The sequence below is a fragment of the Paenibacillus glucanolyticus NBRC 15330 genome, assembly GCF_004000885.1.
GTDB lineage: Bacteria > Bacillota > Bacilli > Paenibacillales > Paenibacillaceae > Paenibacillus_AQ > Paenibacillus_AQ glucanolyticus.
Genome location: NZ_BIMC01000005.1, coordinates 1 through 20894 on the forward strand (window position 1 = coordinate 1; position 20894 = coordinate 20894).

The following is a 20894-nucleotide window of genomic DNA, read 5'->3' on the forward strand; positions in this document are numbered from 1 at the left end:
GAGCCGGCCGCCTGCGCAGCAGGGCGGCCAGCCGTGCGCCGATGGCGCCCCATGGCAGAGCCAGGCGCCGCACGGCGATGTCGGCGACCCACAGCAGCAGGGCCGCCACCAGCAGCGGATAACTCCAATCATGGAGGTTCATCCGCGAGGTCGCCTGCCGGTCGAACACTTCGGCCGGATCGTCCCAGGATAACACGCGGCCGCCGGTAACCTCGGCCAGGCGCTTCATGGCTTCCTCGCCGCTGCCGGAAGACAACCGGTATTCCGGAGAATACGGTACAACAAAACCCGTGCCGGGCGCTGCCTGCAGCGCCTCTTCCCCGCTGGCATCCTCAAGGGACATGAGATACGCTCCCGGTTTGGACACATGGACAAGTCCGGTATAACGGCCGGGCGCCTCCTGAATGAGCTCCACCGTCTGTTCACCGGCCTCATCATCCCCGATGACCGCATTCAGCTTCTCCGGCGGGTTCTCACCCTCGGCGATCACCTGCAGCTTCACCTGGTTTCCTGCAGTCTCGGTCGTGACTTCATACGGCGAAGACGTAAACTGCGGAAACGTCCACTTCACGATTTCGGTCAGCGTGCTGGCGAAGCCGGGCCACGATACCCACTCCTTCGACCACTTCCCGCTTAAATCACTCGTCCATGCCACCGTGCGGCCGGATCCGTACTGCCAGCGCGCCAGGATCGGGTCCGGTTCCGGACTGGACAGAACCGTCTGGGCCGAGGACTTCGGTGTTGTTGCTACATAACCATACAGTCCCGGTACGCCCTGCTGGAATAGACTTCCCCAATCGCCCGCGTTCTGAACGGCAGGAACAAAGGGTTTATCCACGATATAGGATTTGGCCAGCATCACCGCCTCCCGGCTAAATACCGCCGGAAGCGTAGTTTCATCCTCAACGAAGTAATAACGGCCTTTGGCTGCCTCCGCCAAGGATTGAAGCAGATGGGTATCGGCATCCGTACCTACCGCAACGGAGGACATCGTGATTTTGTTCTCCACCATCGTGTCAGTCAGATCCTGATAACCGGAATTCATGGCGGACTGTCCATCGGTCATCAGAATGATATGTCTGCGCTGTGATTTGATCTTCAGCATTTCTTCCAGCGCCGAGGAAACGGCCGGATAAATATTGGTCCCGCCAGCACTCGGAATCGACTGGATGCTGCTGAGCACCTCTTCCTTATTGCCCAGTTTCTGCGGCGGTACCACCCACCAAGGCTGATCGTCAAAAGCAACAACGCCAACCGTATCCTTGGATCTCAGCAATTCAACCGTACGCATGGCCGATTCTTTGGCCAATTCGATCTTGCTACCGTCCATGCTGCCCGAACGGTCAATGACAAGAATAAGGCCAAGCGAGGGAATTTCCCGTTTGCCTTCCAGCTCCATGGAGACCGGCAGCGCTTTTTCAATCGGGGTTTTAAAATATCCGCCCATCCCAAAGCTGTCCTCGCCGCCCGCCATCATGAACCCGATGCCAAAGCTCCGGACCGCCTGCTCGATCAATTCCATCTGCTTGCCGCCTACATCGCTGCCGGAGACATTATTAAAAATAATGCTGTCATACACGGCGTACTTTGCCGCTTCCAGCGGAAGCAGCTCCGGCGGAATCACTTCGGTGCCAATCATTCCCGATTCCAGTGCAGCCGTTATATTCCCTGACGTTCCCGGCGTCCCTTCAACGATCAGCACTTTCGGGGGACCTTCTACCCGGGTAAAATCGAAAGCCGCATTATTGGCGGCTGCTTCGTCTCCGTCCATGAAGATTTCAGCACGATATCGGTGCAGACCCGGGCTCTTGGCCAAACCCTTCACGGCATACCGGTTCTCACCAGGCGTTACATCCACACGCTCCCGGCCGATCTCGCGATTATCCTCATATATGCGCAGTTCGCCGGATGTCTTGAAGGTGCTGCGAATCATAACCTCCACATAGAACGACTCTGCCTGATACAGCTTATCCGGAACCTTCAGCTCCTCGACAGCCACATCCTGGATAACCTGCTTCGGGGTCGGAAGCACATCAACCGCGATTCCCCGATCTTTCAGCAGCCTGCCCGCTGCGGCCATACTGCCTACGTTCTCTTCCCCGTCCGAGATCAGCACGATTCGTGAATCGCTGCTGCCCTCGAACAGGCTCCCCGCGAGCTGAAGCCCTGACTCCAGTCCGGTAAATCGCTGCTCCAGCAGCGCATTTAAAGAGGCGCCCGCGTTATCCGCAGAGGATAATCGCCGTTCCACAGCCCCCTCAAGGCCTGTAGATACAACAGCGCTGCCATCCTTCTCTCCTTTTGCTGCAAGGGATTCATTAATCCAGCCCGTAATCCGTGCAGAGTCCCCCATACTGTCCGAACGGTCAGCCAAATACACAACCTGTTTATCGTGCAGTACGGTAAAGCCATGAAGACCCGATATTATCAGAATTAATAATAGAATGACGCAGGTTCGAAAAAATAAGGCCAGCTTCTTGCGAAAACCACTTAGTCGAAAATCCGATTTATATGCGTAATAGAGAAACGCTCCCGCCGGAATCAGCAGCAGCAAAAACCACGGTTGGCTAAATTGAACGCCCACGCTGGTACACCCCCCATTCCGCTGCGATAACAGCCAGTGCCAAGGCTGCGAGCCATGGCATTAACGAACTGGCGCGGTTTCCCGCTCCGCTGCGCTCCGATGCCTGATCACGATCACCAGCCTTGCTCTCATCCGAAGTCGGTGTCGATTGACTCACCGTCGGCCCCTGATCGTTACTCCAGTCCGCTTCGTACGGATCGGCTGTCACGGCCAGCCAAAACTTCAGCTTCTCACCCGCTTCATTCTGCTGTTCAAAAGCGTACAGACCCGGATATTCCGGCACAATCTGCACCGGGGATATCCCCTGCTCATTGCGCAGGGCATCCATAGCAGGGAAGCTATCAGCAAGAGCGAGACCACTCTTGGGAATCCATGCCGCCTTTACCGTATCTGCCGCAATCGGAATATCTGCTTGCGCACCGGCCATATACCGGCCAAGACCGCTTCCCTTGCCCGAGGTCATCCACTCAAGCGCATTGCTGACCATAACCGGGAATTCCGGCGATAACGGAAGGTCGCTGTCCTGAAGCAGGAAATTAAACGACAACCGCGGTCTGCCGCTTTCGGTTCCGGCATATACAATAGGCTGATCACCCAGCTTAATTACGGGTTCACCCCACGCAGGTGCTTGATCCACCAATGTACCGAAATAGACACCCGACAAAGTGACATAAGCGGTCACCGGATGCTTGGCAAGGACGGGGCGCCCTCCCTGACTGCCTACCTTGGTTCCTTCTCCGCCAATCGTCCACAACGGGGTTTTGGCCGTCAGATCAGCCCATTTTCCTTGCCTGAAGCCATCCGGTATACTTCCGTCGATAACGAGCAGATCAAATTCACCCTCAGGTACGGGCGGCACATCCGAATTGACGCTATCTTTGTCTACATCCTTGTCCTTGCTCGTATCCTCATCCTTCTTGCCATCCGATCCGTCCATAGCAACCCGGGTCACTTCGGCTCCGCTCAGCTGCAGCGCCTTCTCGAGGAACAGATTGCCTGAAGTCAGCAGCAGCACGCGGGAAGACCCGTGGCCCAGGCCAAAAGCAAAGGATGCGTTGTCTGCCGCATATCCGTCCTCCTGGGATAACTCGAGCCGGTACACTTCCGCAAACGGCAGATTCGCAAAGGACTCCGTTAATTTCTTTCCTGGCTCCAGCTCCAGCACTTTGCTGGTCAATAACTGCTCATCCCCGTATAGGTTCACTTCAGCCGAGACAGATTTCTTGGCATTCGTGCTGATGACAGCGACCGCCGCATAGGATGAATCTGCATCACCCTTCGGTGAGATGCCGAATTGGTCAATAGATACGTTATGCGGGAGCTCCCCCTGCACCTTCTCCACCGATACCGGAACCTGAAAAGCAATGGGAGCCGTATCCGGCTTCCAGTAGCTATCCGTAAAGATAACAACCTCTGCATCCGTCTCCTCCCGTGTCAGGGCTGAAGCGAGCGACAAGGTTTCCCGATAGGCAGCCGGTCCATAATAGGTACGCAAGCCGTCAACGGCCTTGTCGATTGCAGCCCGGTCACTTTCATGGGCGGCCAGCGTCACGGGACTCGCTCCCACGGATAAAAGTGTAATCTCGCTCCGTCTCCCTTGCCCCTTCACATATTCCTTAATCCGCTCCTGCATCAATGCCAGCCTTGTTGCTTCGCCTTCAGCTGAAGAAATCTGCGCGCTCATGCTGCCCGAGGTATCGGCAACAATGACGACATGGGCGCTGCCTCCTCCGGACACCTGCATAAAGGGCTGCATCAGTGCGAAGACCATCAATGCCGCTGCAAGCAGCTGGAGCCACAGCAGGAGCCGGTTTTGCAGCTTCTGCCATGGCCTGTTGGCCTCCAGGTTCCGCAGTACCCGATCCCACAGCAAGTGGCTGGGAACGGTTGTGTCTACATATTTTCGCTTGAACATATACATGAGCACGATGGCCGGCAGTGTTAAACCGAACCATAAACTCAGCCATGATTGAACCCCCAAAGTGTCCCCTCCTTACTCCCGTGGACCCTGACTTGCAACTTGCCGCTCTCACATTCGAATATGTGCCTGACCTTCTTATCTCTTCCTGCATCATCTGTTGGCTAATAGGAGCCTTTCTTAGAGACCCGTATTCATAAGTACTATTGTTCAGTGGTCAACATTAGACGAGCTTCCCAGACTTTCCAGGCTCCCTGAGCCACATGTCCCTCCTGAATATGGATATTGAACCACGCAATAACCTGCTGGCCCTATCCCCTATCCAGTGACCAAGCCTGCCCCCGCAAGCACCCCGAACATCGCTTCCGTAAGCGGCATATCCGCGGGAATCAGCACGTATGACATTCCCCTCTCCGCGCACACACTGGACAGCATCATTCGATATCGCTCCAGCTCTTCCTTGTAGGCATCAAGCACTTTACCCGTAAGCGCCACTTCTTTTCCACTCATCGTTTCGCTGTCGACCAATCGCAAGTCACCAGCCAGCTTGGGCTCCAGCTCTTCCCTCGACAAGACGTGCACCAGCACCACTTCCTGCCCGGTACCGGACAACAGGGACAGTGCCCTGAACAGCTCCTCTTCGCCGCCCTCCAGCCAGAAGTCCGAGAAGACCCAGGTCATTCCAGGCTGTCTGGGCAGCGCACCCGGCACCGCAAGTGCCGCGCTCAAGCTGCCCTCGCCTCCTGTTTCTGCCCCTTGCAGGAATGAAAACAGCCGATGAGCCGAGCCTTTTCCTCTCATGATCGGAAGACGGTTGTTGATCGTACGGCTGTAACAAGCAATCTGCAGCCTGTCGTAGGAGGACAACGCCATGTAACCGATGCTTGCAGCCAACTGACGCGCAAGCGTCCATTTCGGGCTTCCCTTCATCCCCGACGGGACTGTCGTGACTGGTGAATCTGCTGCCGATGACATAACGGTTCCCATCGATGCGGAGCAATCCACAAATATGCTGACTGTCAGCTCCTGCTCGTCCATGAATTGACGCACGAACGCTTTTCCTGTACGAGAATATACGCCCCAGTCGAATCTGCGGACATCATCTCCCGGTGAGTATACACGGTAATCGGCAAACTCGAGCGATGAGCCGAGCCGGCGGGATCGTCTCTTTCCCTGCAGCGTTCCGGCAACCCGTCTCTTGGCATCCAGGCTCAGACGCTCCAGACGCGGGAGCCATTCCGGAGGCAGCAGGTGCCCGTCCCCGGTCACGCGGATGCCTCCAGCGCCTGCAGAACCTCCTGAATCACACGGTCGGTTGTAACGCCCAGCGCCTGACCCTCGAAATTCAGAAACAAGCGGTGACGCAGCGCCGCTAAGGCCACGGCGCGGATATCACCCGTCGAAACATGCATCCGCCCGCTGCATAAAGCACGGACTTTGCTGACCGAAATGATGGACTGGATCCCCCTTGGTCCGGAACCAAACTGGACATATTTACGGACTGCCTCCGGCGCTGAAGCTTCTTCCGGATGTGTCATCATCAGCAGACGAACCGCATAATCCAGAATCTCCTCGGCAACAAGGACCTCCTTGGCCCCGCGCTGGATTTCCAGCAGCTCTTCCCCGGTCATTTGCCTTTCCACCTGAAACTCGTGCGAGGACGTCGTTCGTTTCACGATTTCCTTCAATTCATCCGCGCTGGGATACGACACCTCAATCTTCAGCAGAAAGCGGTCAAGCTGCGCTTCCGGCAGCGGATAGGTCCCCTCGTTTTCCAGCGGATTCTGTGTAGCCAGTACAAAGAAAGGCCTTGGCAGCTGATGGGTAACCCCTCCGACCGTAACGGTTTTCTCCTGCATGGCCTCCAGCAGCGCACTCTGGGTTTTGGGCGTGGCCCGATTGATCTCGTCGGCAAGCACGATACTGCTGAACAGCGGCCCCCTCTGAAACGTCATCCCTGTGTCGCCATGCTGTCCGAACGACAAGATATTGGTGCCTGTTATATCGCTTGGCATCAAATCCGGTGTGAACTGAATACGGGAAAATGACAATTCCAACGCTTCCGACACCGTGCGGACCAGCATCGTTTTGCCGAGTCCCGGAATCCCCTCCAGGAGGGCGTGGCCTCCTGCAAAGATACACCAGAGCATCTGCTCCACAACTTCCTGCTGTCCGACAATAACCTTGCCGATATGTTCCCGCAGGCCTGATATTTTCTCCATCCATTCCTGTGGTCTCACTGCAATATCCGACATGGACGAAACCTCCATCTTCTTGGTAAAGTTCAAGTTCTCATTATTGCTGTCCGTTATGGGCTACCTTGTGCCTTACGGGTTCGGATTGATTTGTATGAAATATTCCTCGACCAACCCCTGCATCTGGTCAGGCAGCTGATTGCGGTCTAATGTCTTGCGAGCTTCGGTCTCATAATCACGGTACACTTCCTCATACGGTCTCGACATCCCCGGAACGGTCGGCGAAACGCCGCCCTTCTGAATGTCCCCTCCGCCGCCCTTGATCGAACCGGAGTCACTCTGTACATTACCGCTGCCCTTGTAATCCCTAGGGATCGTCACAAGCTCGCGGCCGCCAGTGCCAAGCCCCGCTCCGCTGCCAGTTCCTGCTCCTCCGCTGCCACCTGAACCAGAACCAGATCCAGAACCAGAACCAGATCCGCTTCCTTGCCCGCTGCCAGCGCCTTGACCCGAACCGGCCCCCCCTTCACCGGAGGATCCCTCCGAGGCTTCGCCTTGCTCTCCCGAACCTTCCCCAAGACCTGCCTGTGCCAATGCCTCCGCGCTGCCTCCATTACTCCAGGCGTCGGATACTGACATCCCTGCAGCCGCCATCTGATCGGCTAAACTCAATCCTTGTGAAGCAAGTGAAGCCGCAAGAGAGGCGGCCGACTGCGACTGACTGTCCGATGCGGCTTTCGCTTGCGCCGCTTTCGCCAACTCCTCAGCCAATTGCTGCAGCGCTTCTTCCAGCTCCTTCGGCAGCTTGCCGTCCTTCAGAGCATCCGCTGCCTTCTTGAGCTCTTTCTCAAGGTCACCGTTTTCCATCTGCTTGGAAGCTTCCTCCGCCAGTTTTTTTAATGCGTCGGACAGCTCGTTCTTCTCTTCCTGGGACATCTTCTTCACCTGCTCGGTGAGTTTTTTCATTTCCTGCTTCAGCTCTTCGGCCATACCCTCAGCAAGCCGTTTACCTACTTGAGACAATGCCTTCTCCTGCTGCATTTTCTTCGCCAGTTCAGACAACGCCTTCGCTTTTTCCTCCTGCTGCTTCGCCAGCTTCTCCAGCTCCTTCATCGCTTCCTCCAGCTTATCCAGCGCTTGCTCGGGCTGCTTCTCATGGTCCAGCGCTTTCTTCAAGGCATCCAGCTTCTCCTGCAGCTTCTTCCTGTCAGCAGGGTCAAGCGTTTCCTTCTGGAGCTGCTCTGCAAGCTTTTCGGTTTTTGCTACCTGCTCTTTCATCCAGCTCTGCTGCTCTTTGGCTGCCTCCACTTTCTTGTCCATCGGATTCGGAACAAACACAAGGACGATCACAGCAGCAAGCGACGCGCTACATATCCAAAGCTGTCTTTTTCGACTTGGGGAAGGCAGACGCTCCGGCAACTGCTCCGCAAACCGCGCGCCGTAACGCTCCGCCTGCTCACGCTGCCACTTCGCGGCCTGCGACTCCTCTTCCTTAAATGACAGGGCTGTCACCATCATGTCGCTTCGCTCCGCTCCGTCTGGAACCTGATCCATTACCGATGCGGCCTCCTCGATCGGAACCCGGTGCAGCCACCCCCACAGCAGGCCACCAAGACCCGCCGCAATCGGAATGACAACGGATGCGACGGGAAGCCAGGCTATAGGCACGAATCTCCCAATCACGAGCAGCAGCAGCAGAGCGGCGAAACCCGCAATGAGCCCGTATAATGCATATGCGACTACACGAAAGCGCTGAAGCCGCCGTCTCGCTGCTTCAACAAAACGCATGATGTTGTCCATGGTTATTCCTCCTTACTCTGTACAATCCTTGGTACTTAGGCTCCGCTTACGGTCGGCTCTTGTTCAGGCGGAAGTGCGTCTTTGGCTTTATCCTTTCGCTTGCGTCTTGCGATGGGGCGTATATTCCGTATCGCAATCCACAGGGCAAACACGATCACGACCGAGTACACAAGCAGAAACTCCAGCCATAATTCAATAGGAGCCTTACTATTCAGGCTTCCGCCGTACAGCAGGAACACGTCTTTTGAGAACGATGGATTAAACAAACTCATCATCGCTCCCCCCGGATTCAATCCAAGCAGATATCCTACCCAGGAATACGATCCCGGAGCTGGCGACTGTCCGTTAACATACATATTCCGCTGTTCAATTCCCATAAAGAACAGATACAACAGGCCCGTCACGAGAAATATAATAAGTCCTGTGCCATAGGTGACAATAATCGCTACGATAGTTCTCTTGAATAAGGTGGAGAACATCACGCCAAGCGAACCGAGCAGCAGCATCACGAATAAGTAGAATACAAATACCGAAATGAGCTGTTTCGGTGAAATTCCCCCATACAGGAACACGATGCTATATACCGGCAGTGTTGCAAGCACAATCAGTGTCATGAAACTAAGTGCCGACACCAGCTTGCTCAGGACAATCGTCGCCGAGCTTTGCTGCGTCGTTAGCAGCATGCTCAGCGTTTGCTTTTCACGTTCGCTGCTGATAACTCCGGCGGTTAGTGCCGGCGCCATGAACGCAATGAGGACAAGCTGGGCAAAACTCAGCACATAGAACATCATCTGGCTCGTTTGCGGATCGAACCGCTGCGGTCCCCGCTGGCCCAAGTATAAAAAGAGATAAATGAAACCCATTGCAATAGCCCCAAGCGCCAAAACGTACAACAACACCGACAGCATGGAACGCGTGGAACGCATCCGCAGCCGAAATTCCTTATCAATGACCGGGTTAATTAATTTTCTGCTCCAATTCATTCGCGGGGTCCTCCTTTGGTAATTTCGAGGAATACATCCTCCAGGTTGCTCTGCGCTTCCTGAAACGAGACAATCGGAATTTCCCAGGAGACCACCTGCCGAAGCAGCGTGCTTTGCTGTGCATCATCCCCGCTATAATGAACATGAACCCCGGTGTTGTCTGTTAATACAGACGTGACAAACGGCTCATCCCTCAGCTTCTCGGCAAGCTCCTCTTCACGCTCAAGGGTGCGGATATGGATGACTTTTTTCACGCGAAGCCGGCTCTGAATATCGGCAACCTTGCCTTGGGCCACCATCTCCCCGTGCTCGATAACACCGATCTCGTCTACCATCTCGGCAAGCTCGGGCAAAATATGCGATGAAATGATAATGGTCTTGCCCATGAGTTTCAGTTCCTTCAATATTTCACGCATCTCGATCCGAGCCCGCGGATCAAGCCCCGAAGCCGGTTCATCCAGAATCAATACATCGGGATCATGCACCAGACACCGGGCAAGGCATAACCGCTGCTTCATGCCGCGCGAGAGACTGTCTACGTACGTATCCGCCTTGTCGCTTAAATTCACAAGCTCCAGCAGCTGCGGAATCAGCTGCTCCCGCTCAACACGCGGGATGCCGTAACTTGCCCCGTAAAAATGAAGGTATTCGGTTGACTTCAACTGGTCATATACGCCAAAGAAATCCGGCATATAACCGATCCGCTTGCGAACCTCTTTCGGGTGCTGCGTAACGTCGTATCCACCGACTTTGGCAACGCCCGAGGTCGGCAGCATCAGAGTGGCTAATATCGACATCGTTGTTGATTTTCCTGCTCCGTTAGGACCGACGAACCCGAACACAGTCCCCTTCTCGATATGGAGGCTGATGTCTTTTAAAGCATGGAATGTCCCGTATTTTTTGCTCAGGTTTGTAATCTCGATCATTGAATGGCTTCCCCCTTCACAGACAGCTCCGGCATCATAAAGTTGGTCTGATCCTTAGCGGTTAACATGAACCTGATCCGGTTAGCCACGATGTAGTCCTCCGGATTTCCCGTAATGGTATGCACATTGTTCGTATCGCTTACGGGCTCCCATTCATTCTTCTTCGCGTTCCAGATCTCCATCGTTACGTTGTTGTTTAATTTGGTGCCTTTGATGGACAGCTCCGAATATTGGATGTTGCCTTCCGATATTAACGGGAATTCAGCGATTACCGTGCCTTGTCCCATCTCAACGCCATGAGGGAACGTCCCGAACATCGGCGTGTTCACCTGGGATACTTCAGGAGACAGGAAACCGTAAGGAATGTTAATCTCTCCGCTCAGGCCCCATTCCATAGTCACGGGCTGAATCCAGAAATTAAGCTGATCACTGTCCACCTCTGCGCCTTTCAGCGTATAATTCGTCAGATGGTCCTTGCTCCATCCCAGAATGTAAGCATCCTTGTTGACCATTCCCATCGAATACCCGTAGTTGGATAAAATATCGCGCTCCCGCTGTTTCGGATCATTCGGAGAATAAGGGAACAGCATGCCAGATAAATCTCCACTCACAAACTTGATGATTTGTTGTGGGTCCTGCGGAATTGCCACCGCCTCACCCTTCTTGATATCTCCAAGCTTATAGGCATTGCCTCCAACAACAAGCACCACCTCGGTCAAATCGTTGATGGTTTCATTGGTGACCTTCCCGTTTAATACTCCTTTGGCATCGAGCTTTAGATCCATGGCCAGACGCCCCATCTCCTCCGTTCCCTGGCGGTCGGCCCATACCTTGGCTAGCGACCACTGAGACATATCGCGAAGCTCAAGCGTGGTGGATTCCTGTTCCACCCGGACAAAGCTCTTGCTCTCGCCCATTCCCCCGAATGTATTCCGGGCCCCTCCCGTCTTCAAATACGTATTCGCTGGAAACTCCAACGCATAATTCCCGCTTCGAGGTGTGAAAAAAGCCGAGGCTGTGGATTTAACCGCATCTCCCTGACCGTTCAGCTCAATCAGGTTTATGGTATGTGCGAGTTCCCTCGTCTTGTCGGATGAGCCAGCGACATAAACCGAAACGCTTGCAATGACGGCGATGATCGGAATCAGGAACCACGCCCATTCCCGTTTATCCGCCTTCTTCAAAATAAAGTAGAGAATCGGTGCCACCACAACCGCATAAATAATGAGCATCCACAACAACAGCGTGAAGGACGGCATCTTCAGGGAAGGGAAATATTCCAGCACATAATTCAGATTATCCATAAGCGAGTTGTAGATCATACCATTTTGCGAAGCTGTCATCGGAAGATTGCTCCGCAATACCGATGTCCAGGCATCCGGATGGCCTGCCCAAGAACTTACCGGCTCCATAGCCAGATCATAGGCAGCGTATTGAACACTTCCTTGGCCGTAGGCATGCGAGGCAAACAAAGGCTGGCCGTCTGCTTCAATCCCGATTTTGGCGCCTTCCACCACCTTCGCTGTGGAGATGGTAAAGTCCCCATCCAGCTTCAGCGGCTTCCCTCCAAGCTTCTCGAGTTCGGATAGTGACTGAACAGAGGCCGTTCCATTCGCAACAACCGGTGCGATATCGGCAAACGGTGCTGCTGTTTTGGCGTAACCCGCTCCTCCTGCCAGAACCAGCGTGCCGCCGCCGTTAACCCAACCCGTTATCGCTTTGCGCTGAGGTTCTGATAACGTATCGGATGCAAAATTGTTAATAACGATCACGTCCAGCCCGCTAAGCAGCATCGGATCCGTTGGTATGCTGGCCGCCTTAAGCGGAAATACGTTCAAGCTGTTGCCCTTACCATTAAGAACGTTCATGAAATTCATTGTATCCGGATCATCGGATAATACAGCAATGAGTGCACCTTGATACGGGGAGGCCTGGAGATAACTTTTCCCTGTTGCAAATGTCGTCGGCTTTCCCTTGGAATAAGATCCTTCATAGAACAGGATCTGATTATTATCTTTATTAAGCATCGTCCCCGGAATGCCAATGACTACTTCCTTCGGCGTATCCTTTGGCAGATCCACCTGCTGCACATAGGAAGTTTGATACCTATTGCCATTATTGTCCTGAATTTGCACAACCACGTCACCGGAAATATCCCGGTCACTTGTTAAGGTCAGCTTGACAGGACTCCATTTTTGATTTTTGATCTTGCCTTGGTAACCCATTTCGGATTGAATTCCAATCTTCGCTCCGTCGGCGTAGACCTTTCCTGCCGGAATTGACAAGGATAACGTTGCCATAATCAGCAGTGCCACTATCGGCAGCAGAATCCACGTTTTTTTTGTATAAAACGACAACTGATGATTCCCCTCTCCACATATAAATTGCTTTCTCATGATAAATTACACCTATAAATCAGAAGACTTATGTAATGGTTCTCTTGGCAGTTCAACTATATTGACGAGTCGAAATTATAAAAAGTTTGACGTTTCTCTCCATAAAAGGATACTCAGGGCCGATTTTTGCGGGCTTCGGCTGGAGATTGGGCTTATTTTCCAAAATAAAAATCAAATAAAAATCCCGCTCCAAGAAGAAGGAGCGGGATCAAGAGCTAATCCATTGCAGCGTTAAAGTGTCAGGCTGCTCCATTGTACTTTCTATGATGAATCGTCGGGATAGTAGTTACTGCTGATGCAATTTAGGGTGTAAACTCTCTTATTCTCCTATCGATACTTACACGCCTGGTTGATACACTTTAATTGAATACAACCGTTTTATTGTTATGCACCAGAATCCGATCCTCGACATGCCATTTGACGGCTCTTGCAAGCACCACGCGTTCGATGGTACGGCCAATGCGCTTCAGCTCGTTGACATCATCCCGGTGACTTACACGCTGCACGTCCTGCTCAATAATCGGTCCGCCATCAAGCTCCTCGGTTACATAGTGGGCGGTTGCTCCGATGATTTTCACGCCGCGATTATAGGCCTGTGCATAAGGCTTGCCACCGACAAAAGCCGGCAGGAAGGAATGGTGAATATTGATAATCCGGTTCCGGTAATGTTCGATAAAGGTTGGCGAAATAATCTGCATGTACCGCGCCAGAATGATAACGTCGATATCATCGCCGATTACATCCAGTTGACGTTTCTCCGCTTCAGGCTTTGTATCTGCCGTAACCGGAATATGGTGATACGGGATACCGAATGATTCCACGTATTCTTTCATATCCAGGTGATTGCTTACCACCAGCGCAATATCAGCATCCAGGTCGCCTGCCTGCCATTGCCACAACAGCTCTACAAGGCAGTGATCCTCTTTGGATACAAAAATCGCCAGCCGTTTCTTACGGGCTGCATGGTAGATATTCCATTCCATACGGAATTGGTCCGCAACTTTCAGGAACGATTCCTCCAGTTGAGGAAGCTTGGTGTTCAGATCCTCCAGATCAAATTCGACCCGCATAAAAAACATACCGCCTGCAGGATCCATCGTATACTGGTCAGACTGAACGATGTTCGCACCATGCTGATACAGAAACTGGGAGACCGCTGCCACGATTCCTGGTCCATCCGGACAGGAGATGAGCATGCGGGCACGATTAGGGTACTGGCCTGCCACAGACGGCAGATCCTTCTTGATGTGAATTTCCATGAGACTCGGTGATCCTCCTCTACATCTACAATTAGCGTGAATTGGCTTCCCAAGAAAACCAACCGCAGCAAGCGGAAGTTTTCTTGAGAATGCCTTAGTATTTTTTCACATTAATGAATGCCGCCTCTAATGAAGCTTTATGAACTCAGGGAAGTGCCGGATAACCAGGCGATGATGCGCTGATTGATCTGCTCCTCCGCAAGCTCAGGCAATAATCCAGCTGCCATGACCATATCATACAGACGCTCCATCGGTTCGCGTGGATCTGCTTTTTTGGCTTTGGCATCATTCTTCAGAAGTGTCCACGTATCCAGCACGAACGAACGGGAGTCGATTCCTTCCTTAGCAAAAAAGGCTCGCAGCTCTTCCACTTGCTGAACAAAGGATTGCCCGAAACGTCCCTCCACATCTCCACGCAAAAGCGCGATTTCAATTTCGTACATCGGACGCTGCGTCTTCGGATCTTTACCGATCCACGGCGTCTCCAGAATGAACGGTCTGCCTTGAAGTTTCTCGTGATGAACCACGCTCTGAATGGCTTCATACCCGATCCAACCGGTTCCGATCGGCGTATGGCGGTCTTTACCCGCTCCACGCGGGTTCTTGCTGTCGTTTACGTGCACGACCGTTAACCGGTCGAGTCCGATCAGCTTATCGAACTGCTCCAGTACGTTGTCCAGATCATTCACGATGTCATAACCCGCATCATGAATATGGCAAGTGTCGAGGCAAATCGCCAATCGGTCATTGTACTTCACCTTATCAATAATGGAAGCAATTTCTTCAAAGCTGCGTCCCATTTCGGTGCCTTTGCCGGCCATCGTCTCCAGAGCGATCTTCACTTCGGTCTCTTCCGTACCGCCAAGAACTTCATTGAGTCCTTCCGCAATACGGTCAATGCCGTATTCGGCATCCTTATCTGTATATGCACCAGGATGGAGAACGATATTCTTCACGCCAACCGCATGTGTCCGGCGAATCTCCTCCTGCAGGAAACTCACGGCAAGCTCAAACGTATTGGGCTTGTACGATCCGAGGTTGATAATATATGGCGCATGGACCACAATCTCATCAATCCCGCTTGCTTGCATAGCGGCCTTGCCTTCTTCAATAAACATGGAATCGATCGGCTTGCGGCGCGTATTTTGCGGTGCGCCGGTATATATCATGAACGAGCTTGAGCCATATGATGTGGCCTCAGCCGTCGCAGTCAGCAATCCCTTGTCCGAAAACGACACGTGGGAACCAATTTTCAACATGCTGCATCCCCCTTTTTTAACACACAATTACACCTATTTTAGCTTGTATATCGAAATAAATCTAGAAATGCGTTATAATTCTCATGAAAGTGTCATGTGATAATAATCATTGAGGTGATATACAGATGAAGAGCACAGGAGCCGTCTTGGGATATTTGTCCTCCAGTGCGCCACCGTCATGGTTCATGAACTCCATTGCCTTCTGGGGATGGGTTATGCTTGGACTGATGGGCATCGGCGGATTTTTCATGTTCCGCAAGTTTCTGAAAGTGCTTCCCAAAGCAGACGGCAAATCCAAGCTGGATTGGCAGAACTACTGGGTCGAGCGAAGCCGCCCGCTGTGGACTGATGAAGCCAAAGCCTTTCTGGACGAGCTGGTGCAGCCCGTTCCGGGACCATTCCGGGATATTGCCAAACACTCCATTGCAGCGGAGATTGGCAAGATTGCTATTGAGGACCATGCCAAAGCAGTGACAAAAGACCACTGCATCAAAGGTTACATCGTGGCTACGCCGAAGCGGGATTACAAATTCTTGATGAATTTCCTCCAAAAGAAGGAAATTGACTACAAGCCTTATCAGCATTTGATTAATAAGTAATGATACAGCCTTAAATGGAACAACGGTGCTTGTCCTCACTGTGGGACAAGCACCGTATAGTCCAGAAGATAATTCCCCCTTGTTCTTATCCAGAGGATCAGGGGGATTCGTTTTTTAATTTCGTTAAGTTGAAGGGATATGAATGAACTTGGCCTGTTTTTTTACTCTTATTCAGAAACAACAGCGTATTCTCCTCCTGTTTATTGAAGCGAATGATAAGCTCGCGGTCCGGTTCATTATTTCTGTCCAAGGCAACTTCTTCAAGGAACTGTTTCTCCGCAGGCGGAAGCGGGAGCAGCTCATGAACATAAGCAGTGATCTCACGCATTCGATGATAAAGTATCAGGTGCTGCGTTCCATACTCCCGTAAGATCATGTAATAATCCGTGATGTATTCGATCATATAGATCTCATCTTCTTTTCCAGTAAGTTCCCCTAGATTATAGTAAGCCACTACTTCCCCTTCATGATTCAGAAACTCTGCATGCTTGCCATCCGAAAACAATACTTTATCTCGCAGATCGTACAGGTTATACGCATTAGTATCCGGATAATGCCCTATGAACTCAAAGTGTGCTTCCCTTATAATTTGTCCGTTCTTCACAAAAATCTGACCGGATCTCTTACCTAATTCGGACATCCCTTCGGCCTCGTATAGTCGGACGTACGAACTGTTGTCGGACAGTCGTTGGACTTGAAGATGCCTCAACTCCCCTCCCCTGATCTCCAGTGTCCCAATAAACGATGGCACCTTGTTACCTATGGCTTGGTAGAACTCGCCGTTCTTTCGATTAAGCCAAAATGTAATACCTTTATCTGTTCCCACAACGTAATTACTGCCAACAGACAGTGTCTTCGTATTGGAGTTCCACTTCACATCCTCATTCACGGCTTCTGCAACAAATCGGAGTGGGATGTAGAGTTTTCCGTTGATGACTTCCGCAGATGTCTTGAGTTTTTTCTGTTTCTTATTCAAATAAACAACATCGCTTCCAAGCTGCAGCGTCAACTCAAGATTTACTCCATACAGACTCGCCCTCTGTTGTGGTTGATTCCAATGAACCTTCAAACCCAAAATATCGCCGATCTCTCGCAGAGGAAGCAATACCCTCCCATCCTTTATCATCACCGGGTCTTTCATGGAGAAGAGCGATTTGAATTGCCCATATTCCACATTTGCTTTTACAAAAGAAGAGGCAGCAGCATGGGATGGGCTTGATAGCAGTAACCCTAGCAAAAAAAATAAGGGTAACCATAATAGTCCTCTTTTTATCACTTCAATCAATCTCCTTCATCTCATAAGTTCAATCCTCTGTTATAACCCTCATCTAAGGAGATTAGTTACGGAACGGAACAAAAAGTTCAACCTATAACCTAGATATGGTGTTGCAGTTTGCCGATTCCAAGAAAATCATGGAAATAAAACACATATCAAGTATAATAGACTGTTATTTGAATGTAATCCAATAGTCCTAGGAGGAAAGAATGAAGTGAAATTAAAATTAGCAATAATCATAGTTTTACTATTTACATGGATCATTCCAGCAGCAGGAGCAGCCCCAGCAAAAATCGTCAACTTAGATGGCGTTAAAGTAGAGCTGCGGCAGGCCCCCATTTTGCGAGACGGAGTGACCCTGGTACAATTCGCCCCTATATTTAAAAGTTTGGGCCTCTCTGTAAAGTGGGATTCTTCCAGACAGCAGATTACAGGGACTAAAAAAGGCATCAGCCTTGTGCTGACCGTTGGCAACAAAAACGCATATGTAAACGGCACGCGCATGGTGTTAGAATCCCCACCTTTATCCATGAACGGAAACGTTTTCGTCCCGCTTCGGTTCATAAGCGAAGCTACAGGTGCAACCCTGGCCGTAAACGGAAATACCATTAACATTACCAGTTACAAAGGGACAGAGCCTTTTGTTCCTAAGCCCACACCGATTCCACCCATAAAAACGAAAGCTAAAAAAATCCAAGAGGAATTGGAATCCAAATACTCAAATCTCTCTTCCGGAAAATTGCACCTGAACGACTTAACTTATGGCGTAATCGACGATTCGGATTCAATCACCATTGCCGTAGAAATTTCGGATGAACAAACGATGCAAAACATTATCGACACCTTTGACACCAAACCTTCAACAGGGCATCTGTTGACCAAAAATCTTGCCACCCATGTGCATAAAAAATATGGCTACAAAAACATCAATATCTTTATTATTACTTTTTTTATGAATTCGTCTTATCCAAGCGGATATGATGCTCAATATAATATCTTCGTTCCGGAATACAATGTGTACGTTACACGCTGGCCCCTATACGGAGGATCTTATAATTACTCAACAAGGGTCGCTAACTGGTACCTGGACCCAACCGGCGATACGGAGTACCTGATTTATTCAAGCAAGTTATAAAATAACTCATGCACACATTTCAACAAAAAATGCCGAGACCCCGGTCTTTGTTAAGGCAGGATCAATGCCTTTCAAAACCCGGGGTTACTTTCTTCTACTACTTTATCCCCTATCAATATAACCCGCTACACAAGATAAACGACCAAACCTGCAATAACAAAGGTATCCCCCTCCTTCAAAGGGATATTCTTTATACGGCACCATGGACTCTCCTTTTAAAATCGTACCGTTTCTTGAACCCAGGTCCTTTAATACGTATTCTCCACCTTCACGCGAGAGCTCGACATGTGCCCGCGAAGTTCCCACACCCTGAGCAACAAATTGTGCGACATCAGGGGATCTGCCGATGATAAAATGGGGTTCGTCAATTCAATCCGCTGCGTAGCGGCTGCATTCGGTTCGTTCAGCTCCAGATAGGTTCTTGCTGAATGTGGATGAGCAGGAGGCTTCGTTTCCGGACACAGCTGTACAGTAGCCCCTCCGCCTCCATGTGATGAAAGCACCTCCGTGCGCTGGGACAACTGAGCATAATAATCACCTTCCTCGCCATAAGAGACTGCAGGTTCAGCCTCTTGTGAATGCGAATAAGGATAGCCCTGCCCCTGCGAAGGGTGGCCTGCTTGTTTCTGATGGTCCTCTGGATGGGTTGGAGATTTGGGAACCTTCCATCTCCAGTTCTCCTTGCTCTCCCTAGGCTCCATATCTGCTGTTCCTGTTCCTGAACTCCTAAATGAAAGCTAATGTTGGTCTTCCAAAAAAGGTTAAGGTATAATATGTGTATTATTGGACTTTGCGTTATTACCTCTGCCAAGGTATTAACGCTTTTTCTTTTTGTGATTCCTGTATCCGAAGTTGCACTCCATCCGATTTAATCCCAAGAATCATTTTGAGTTCGTTCCAATCGAGCCATGAATATGGTCTTAATTTGGAAGCTTTCTGCAATTAACTATCGAGACTATTGTCGCACTTCCATTCACCTGAATATATATATTTTTTCCAGTTTATTTGTTACTATAAGAGAGCAAATTCTATAATTAGGAGGCATAAATAATAAAAAACTTATTGTTGCAGTCACTTTTGTGTTAGGACTCACATCAGTCCTAGTAGCACCAACAAATTGACGCACAGAAAACCACACCATCAGCAGTTGCAAAAAAAGTCAAAGTAAAGCAGATAAGCTCAAGTACTATCAAAAACAAATTGATAAGTTAAAACCAGGCTCCAAAGCGATGTTAGCAAGCTTAGAAAAAGAAAACGCCCTATTAGAGAAACAGAAATATTGGCTCAATAAAATTATTGAGTTAGCAAAACAATAGGTTAATCGAAGGAGTCTTATGAAAAATAAATCTATTTATTTATCTTTAATTTTTTTCTTGATTATAACAGTTTTATCTTCCTCTGGAGCATTCGCTCATCCGGGACGAATAGATTCACCTAAGAATCAAGCTAGTGGAACACTTCAGGTCTATTACTTAGATGTAGGGCAAGGCGATTCAACGTTAATTAGAACGCCTGAAAATCAGTACATACTTATTGATGCTGGGAATAATAATCAAGGCAATAATGTTGTTAAGTATCTGAATCACCTTGGTGTGAATACACTAGATGCTGTAGTTGCTACACATCCAGACGCTGATCATATCGGCGGTTTAGATGATGTTATTAAATCGATTAATGTTAAATCTGTTTATGCTCCAAAGGTTTTACACACAACAGACACCTATAAAGATTTCTTGCTGGCTGTAAAGAACAAAGGACTTACCATAAAACAGGCTAAAAAAGATGTTACAATCCCGCTCATGGGTGTTACCGCTACCTTCTTAGCTCCCGTTAATGAATATGGCAGCGATTTAAATAAGTGGAGTGCTGTCCTAAGATTAGGGTATAAGAATAACTCCTTCCTCTTTACTGGCGACGCCGATATCAAATCCGAAACAGACATGCTTATAAACAAGTCCATATTAAAAGCAGACGTTCTTAAAGTGGGGAGTCATGGATCTATCTCATCTTCAAGTAAGAAATTTATAGACGCAGTAAAGCCGAAGTATGCAATCATCAGTGTAGGAAAGAATAGTTACGGTCATCCGAATGCAGGTATCCTGTCTCGCCTCAAAGATGCTGGCGCTGCTGTAATGCGAACTGACCAAAAAGGAACAATTACGGCTATCAGTAACGGATCTACAATAACTTTTACTACAACAAAGGGTGCGAAATGAGAAAAGGAATAATAGATCGATTTGAAGGAAGCTTTGCTGTTGTAGAAATTGAAGGTAGTACAGAGGACATTCCAAAAGAACTGCTTCCTAATGATTGCAGTGTGGGTGATGTGCTTACCATTAGCGATAATAAAATTACAGTTGATAAAACAGAAACCTTGAAACGTAAAGAAGAGATTTGATGATCTAATGAATGAATTATTTGAAGACTAGTAAAAACAAAAACAAGCCTGATATTTAGTGAAGTGACCCCCAGGTAGTGGAATATTTTTCCGGTTGGCAGATGCGACGATGTCGTCATATTCTGAAGGAGTAGCCCCAAAAAAAAATTTAAGGGTAGCTTTTTTG

At 50.1% G+C, this 20894-nt stretch carries 16 protein-coding genes and 1 pseudogene; 4 read left to right on the forward strand and 13 right to left on the reverse strand.

Annotated features, from left to right (window positions below):
• The 10 genes from PGL02S_RS09815 to PGL02S_RS09860 form a co-directional block, all read right to left on the reverse strand.
• The coding region (locus PGL02S_RS09815; RefSeq protein WP_127502857.1) for a VWA domain-containing protein at positions 1-2584 on the reverse strand (2584 nt) is incomplete at its 3' end.
• Positions 2568-4565, reverse strand: a complete 1998-nt coding sequence (locus PGL02S_RS09820) for a vWA domain-containing protein (RefSeq protein WP_036642945.1) — start codon at positions 4563-4565, stop codon at positions 2568-2570. The genes PGL02S_RS09815 and PGL02S_RS09820, both read right to left, overlap by 17 nt.
• 255 nt (positions 4566-4820) lie before the next feature.
• On the reverse strand, positions 4821-5771 hold the full coding sequence (locus tag PGL02S_RS09825) for a DUF58 domain-containing protein (protein ID WP_036642948.1): 951 nt from the start codon (positions 5769-5771) through the stop codon (positions 4821-4823).
• Positions 5768-6757, reverse strand: a complete 990-nt coding sequence (locus tag PGL02S_RS09830; protein ID WP_006212335.1) for an AAA family ATPase — start codon at positions 6755-6757, stop codon at positions 5768-5770. Before PGL02S_RS09830 ends, PGL02S_RS09825 begins: the two co-directional genes overlap by 4 nt.
• A 72-nt stretch (positions 6758-6829) precedes the next feature.
• Positions 6830-8497, reverse strand: coding sequence for a phage tail length tape measure protein (locus PGL02S_RS09835; RefSeq protein WP_036642951.1), 1668 nt, complete (start codon positions 8495-8497; stop codon positions 6830-6832).
• A gap of 35 nt (positions 8498-8532) precedes the next feature.
• Entirely contained in the window at positions 8533-9480 is a 948-nt protein-coding gene (locus PGL02S_RS09840) for an ABC transporter permease (RefSeq protein ID WP_036642954.1), read from the reverse strand.
• Entirely contained in the window at positions 9477-10406 is a 930-nt protein-coding gene (locus PGL02S_RS09845) for an ABC transporter ATP-binding protein (protein WP_036642956.1), read from the reverse strand. The genes PGL02S_RS09840 and PGL02S_RS09845 overlap by 4 nt, the downstream gene beginning before the upstream one ends.
• Positions 10403-12802: a DUF7408 domain-containing protein gene (locus PGL02S_RS09850; protein ID WP_051449299.1), complete on the reverse strand. Its 2400-nt coding sequence runs from the start codon at positions 12800-12802 to the stop codon at positions 10403-10405. Before PGL02S_RS09850 ends, PGL02S_RS09845 begins: the two co-directional genes overlap by 4 nt.
• Before the next feature lie 359 nt (positions 12803-13161).
• On the reverse strand, positions 13162-14061 hold the full coding sequence (gene purU / locus PGL02S_RS09855; RefSeq protein ID WP_036642961.1) for a formyltetrahydrofolate deformylase: 900 nt from the start codon (positions 14059-14061) through the stop codon (positions 13162-13164).
• A 137-nt stretch (positions 14062-14198) separates the two neighbouring features.
• The gene (locus PGL02S_RS09860; protein WP_036642965.1) at positions 14199-15320 is read right to left on the reverse strand and encodes a deoxyribonuclease IV; all 1122 of its coding nucleotides are present in this window, start codon (positions 15318-15320) and stop codon (positions 14199-14201) included.
• 125 nt (positions 15321-15445) lie between these two features.
• Between PGL02S_RS09860 and PGL02S_RS09865 the strand changes: the two genes are divergently transcribed.
• The gene (locus PGL02S_RS09865) at positions 15446-15919 is read left to right on the forward strand and encodes a DUF2621 domain-containing protein (protein ID WP_006212347.1); all 474 of its coding nucleotides are present in this window, start codon (positions 15446-15448) and stop codon (positions 15917-15919) included.
• A 97-nt stretch (positions 15920-16016) separates the two neighbouring features.
• On the opposite strand, the gene PGL02S_RS09870 is transcribed toward PGL02S_RS09865, so the two are convergent.
• On the reverse strand, positions 16017-17060 hold the full coding sequence (locus PGL02S_RS09870) for a copper amine oxidase N-terminal domain-containing protein (protein ID WP_307719596.1): 1044 nt from the start codon (positions 17058-17060) through the stop codon (positions 16017-16019).
• A 349-nt stretch (positions 17061-17409) separates the two neighbouring features.
• On the opposite strand from PGL02S_RS09870, the gene PGL02S_RS09875 reads away from it, so the two are divergent.
• A complete protein-coding gene (locus tag PGL02S_RS09875) occupies positions 17410-18330 on the forward strand; it encodes a copper amine oxidase N-terminal domain-containing protein (protein WP_036643121.1) in 921 nt (306 codons plus the stop codon).
• Positions 18331-18432: 102 nt separating this feature from the next.
• Here PGL02S_RS09875 and PGL02S_RS28730 read toward each other — a convergent pair whose 3' ends face one another.
• Positions 18433-18636: an FHA domain-containing protein gene (locus PGL02S_RS28730; RefSeq protein WP_235187454.1), complete on the reverse strand. Its 204-nt coding sequence runs from the start codon at positions 18634-18636 to the stop codon at positions 18433-18435.
• Positions 18579-19031, reverse strand: coding sequence for a hypothetical protein (locus PGL02S_RS09880; protein WP_063455956.1), 453 nt, complete (start codon positions 19029-19031; stop codon positions 18579-18581). The genes PGL02S_RS28730 and PGL02S_RS09880 overlap by 58 nt, the downstream gene beginning before the upstream one ends.
• Before the next feature lie 633 nt (positions 19032-19664).
• On the opposite strand from PGL02S_RS09880, the gene PGL02S_RS09885 reads away from it, so the two are divergent.
• Positions 19665-20546, forward strand: a complete 882-nt coding sequence (locus PGL02S_RS09885; protein WP_036643165.1) for a ComEC/Rec2 family competence protein — start codon at positions 19665-19667, stop codon at positions 20544-20546.
• Positions 20543-20759, forward strand: a pseudogene (locus PGL02S_RS09890) (DUF3006 domain-containing protein). Before PGL02S_RS09885 ends, PGL02S_RS09890 begins: the two are co-directional and overlap by 4 nt.
• Positions 20760-20894: the final 135 nt, after the last annotated feature.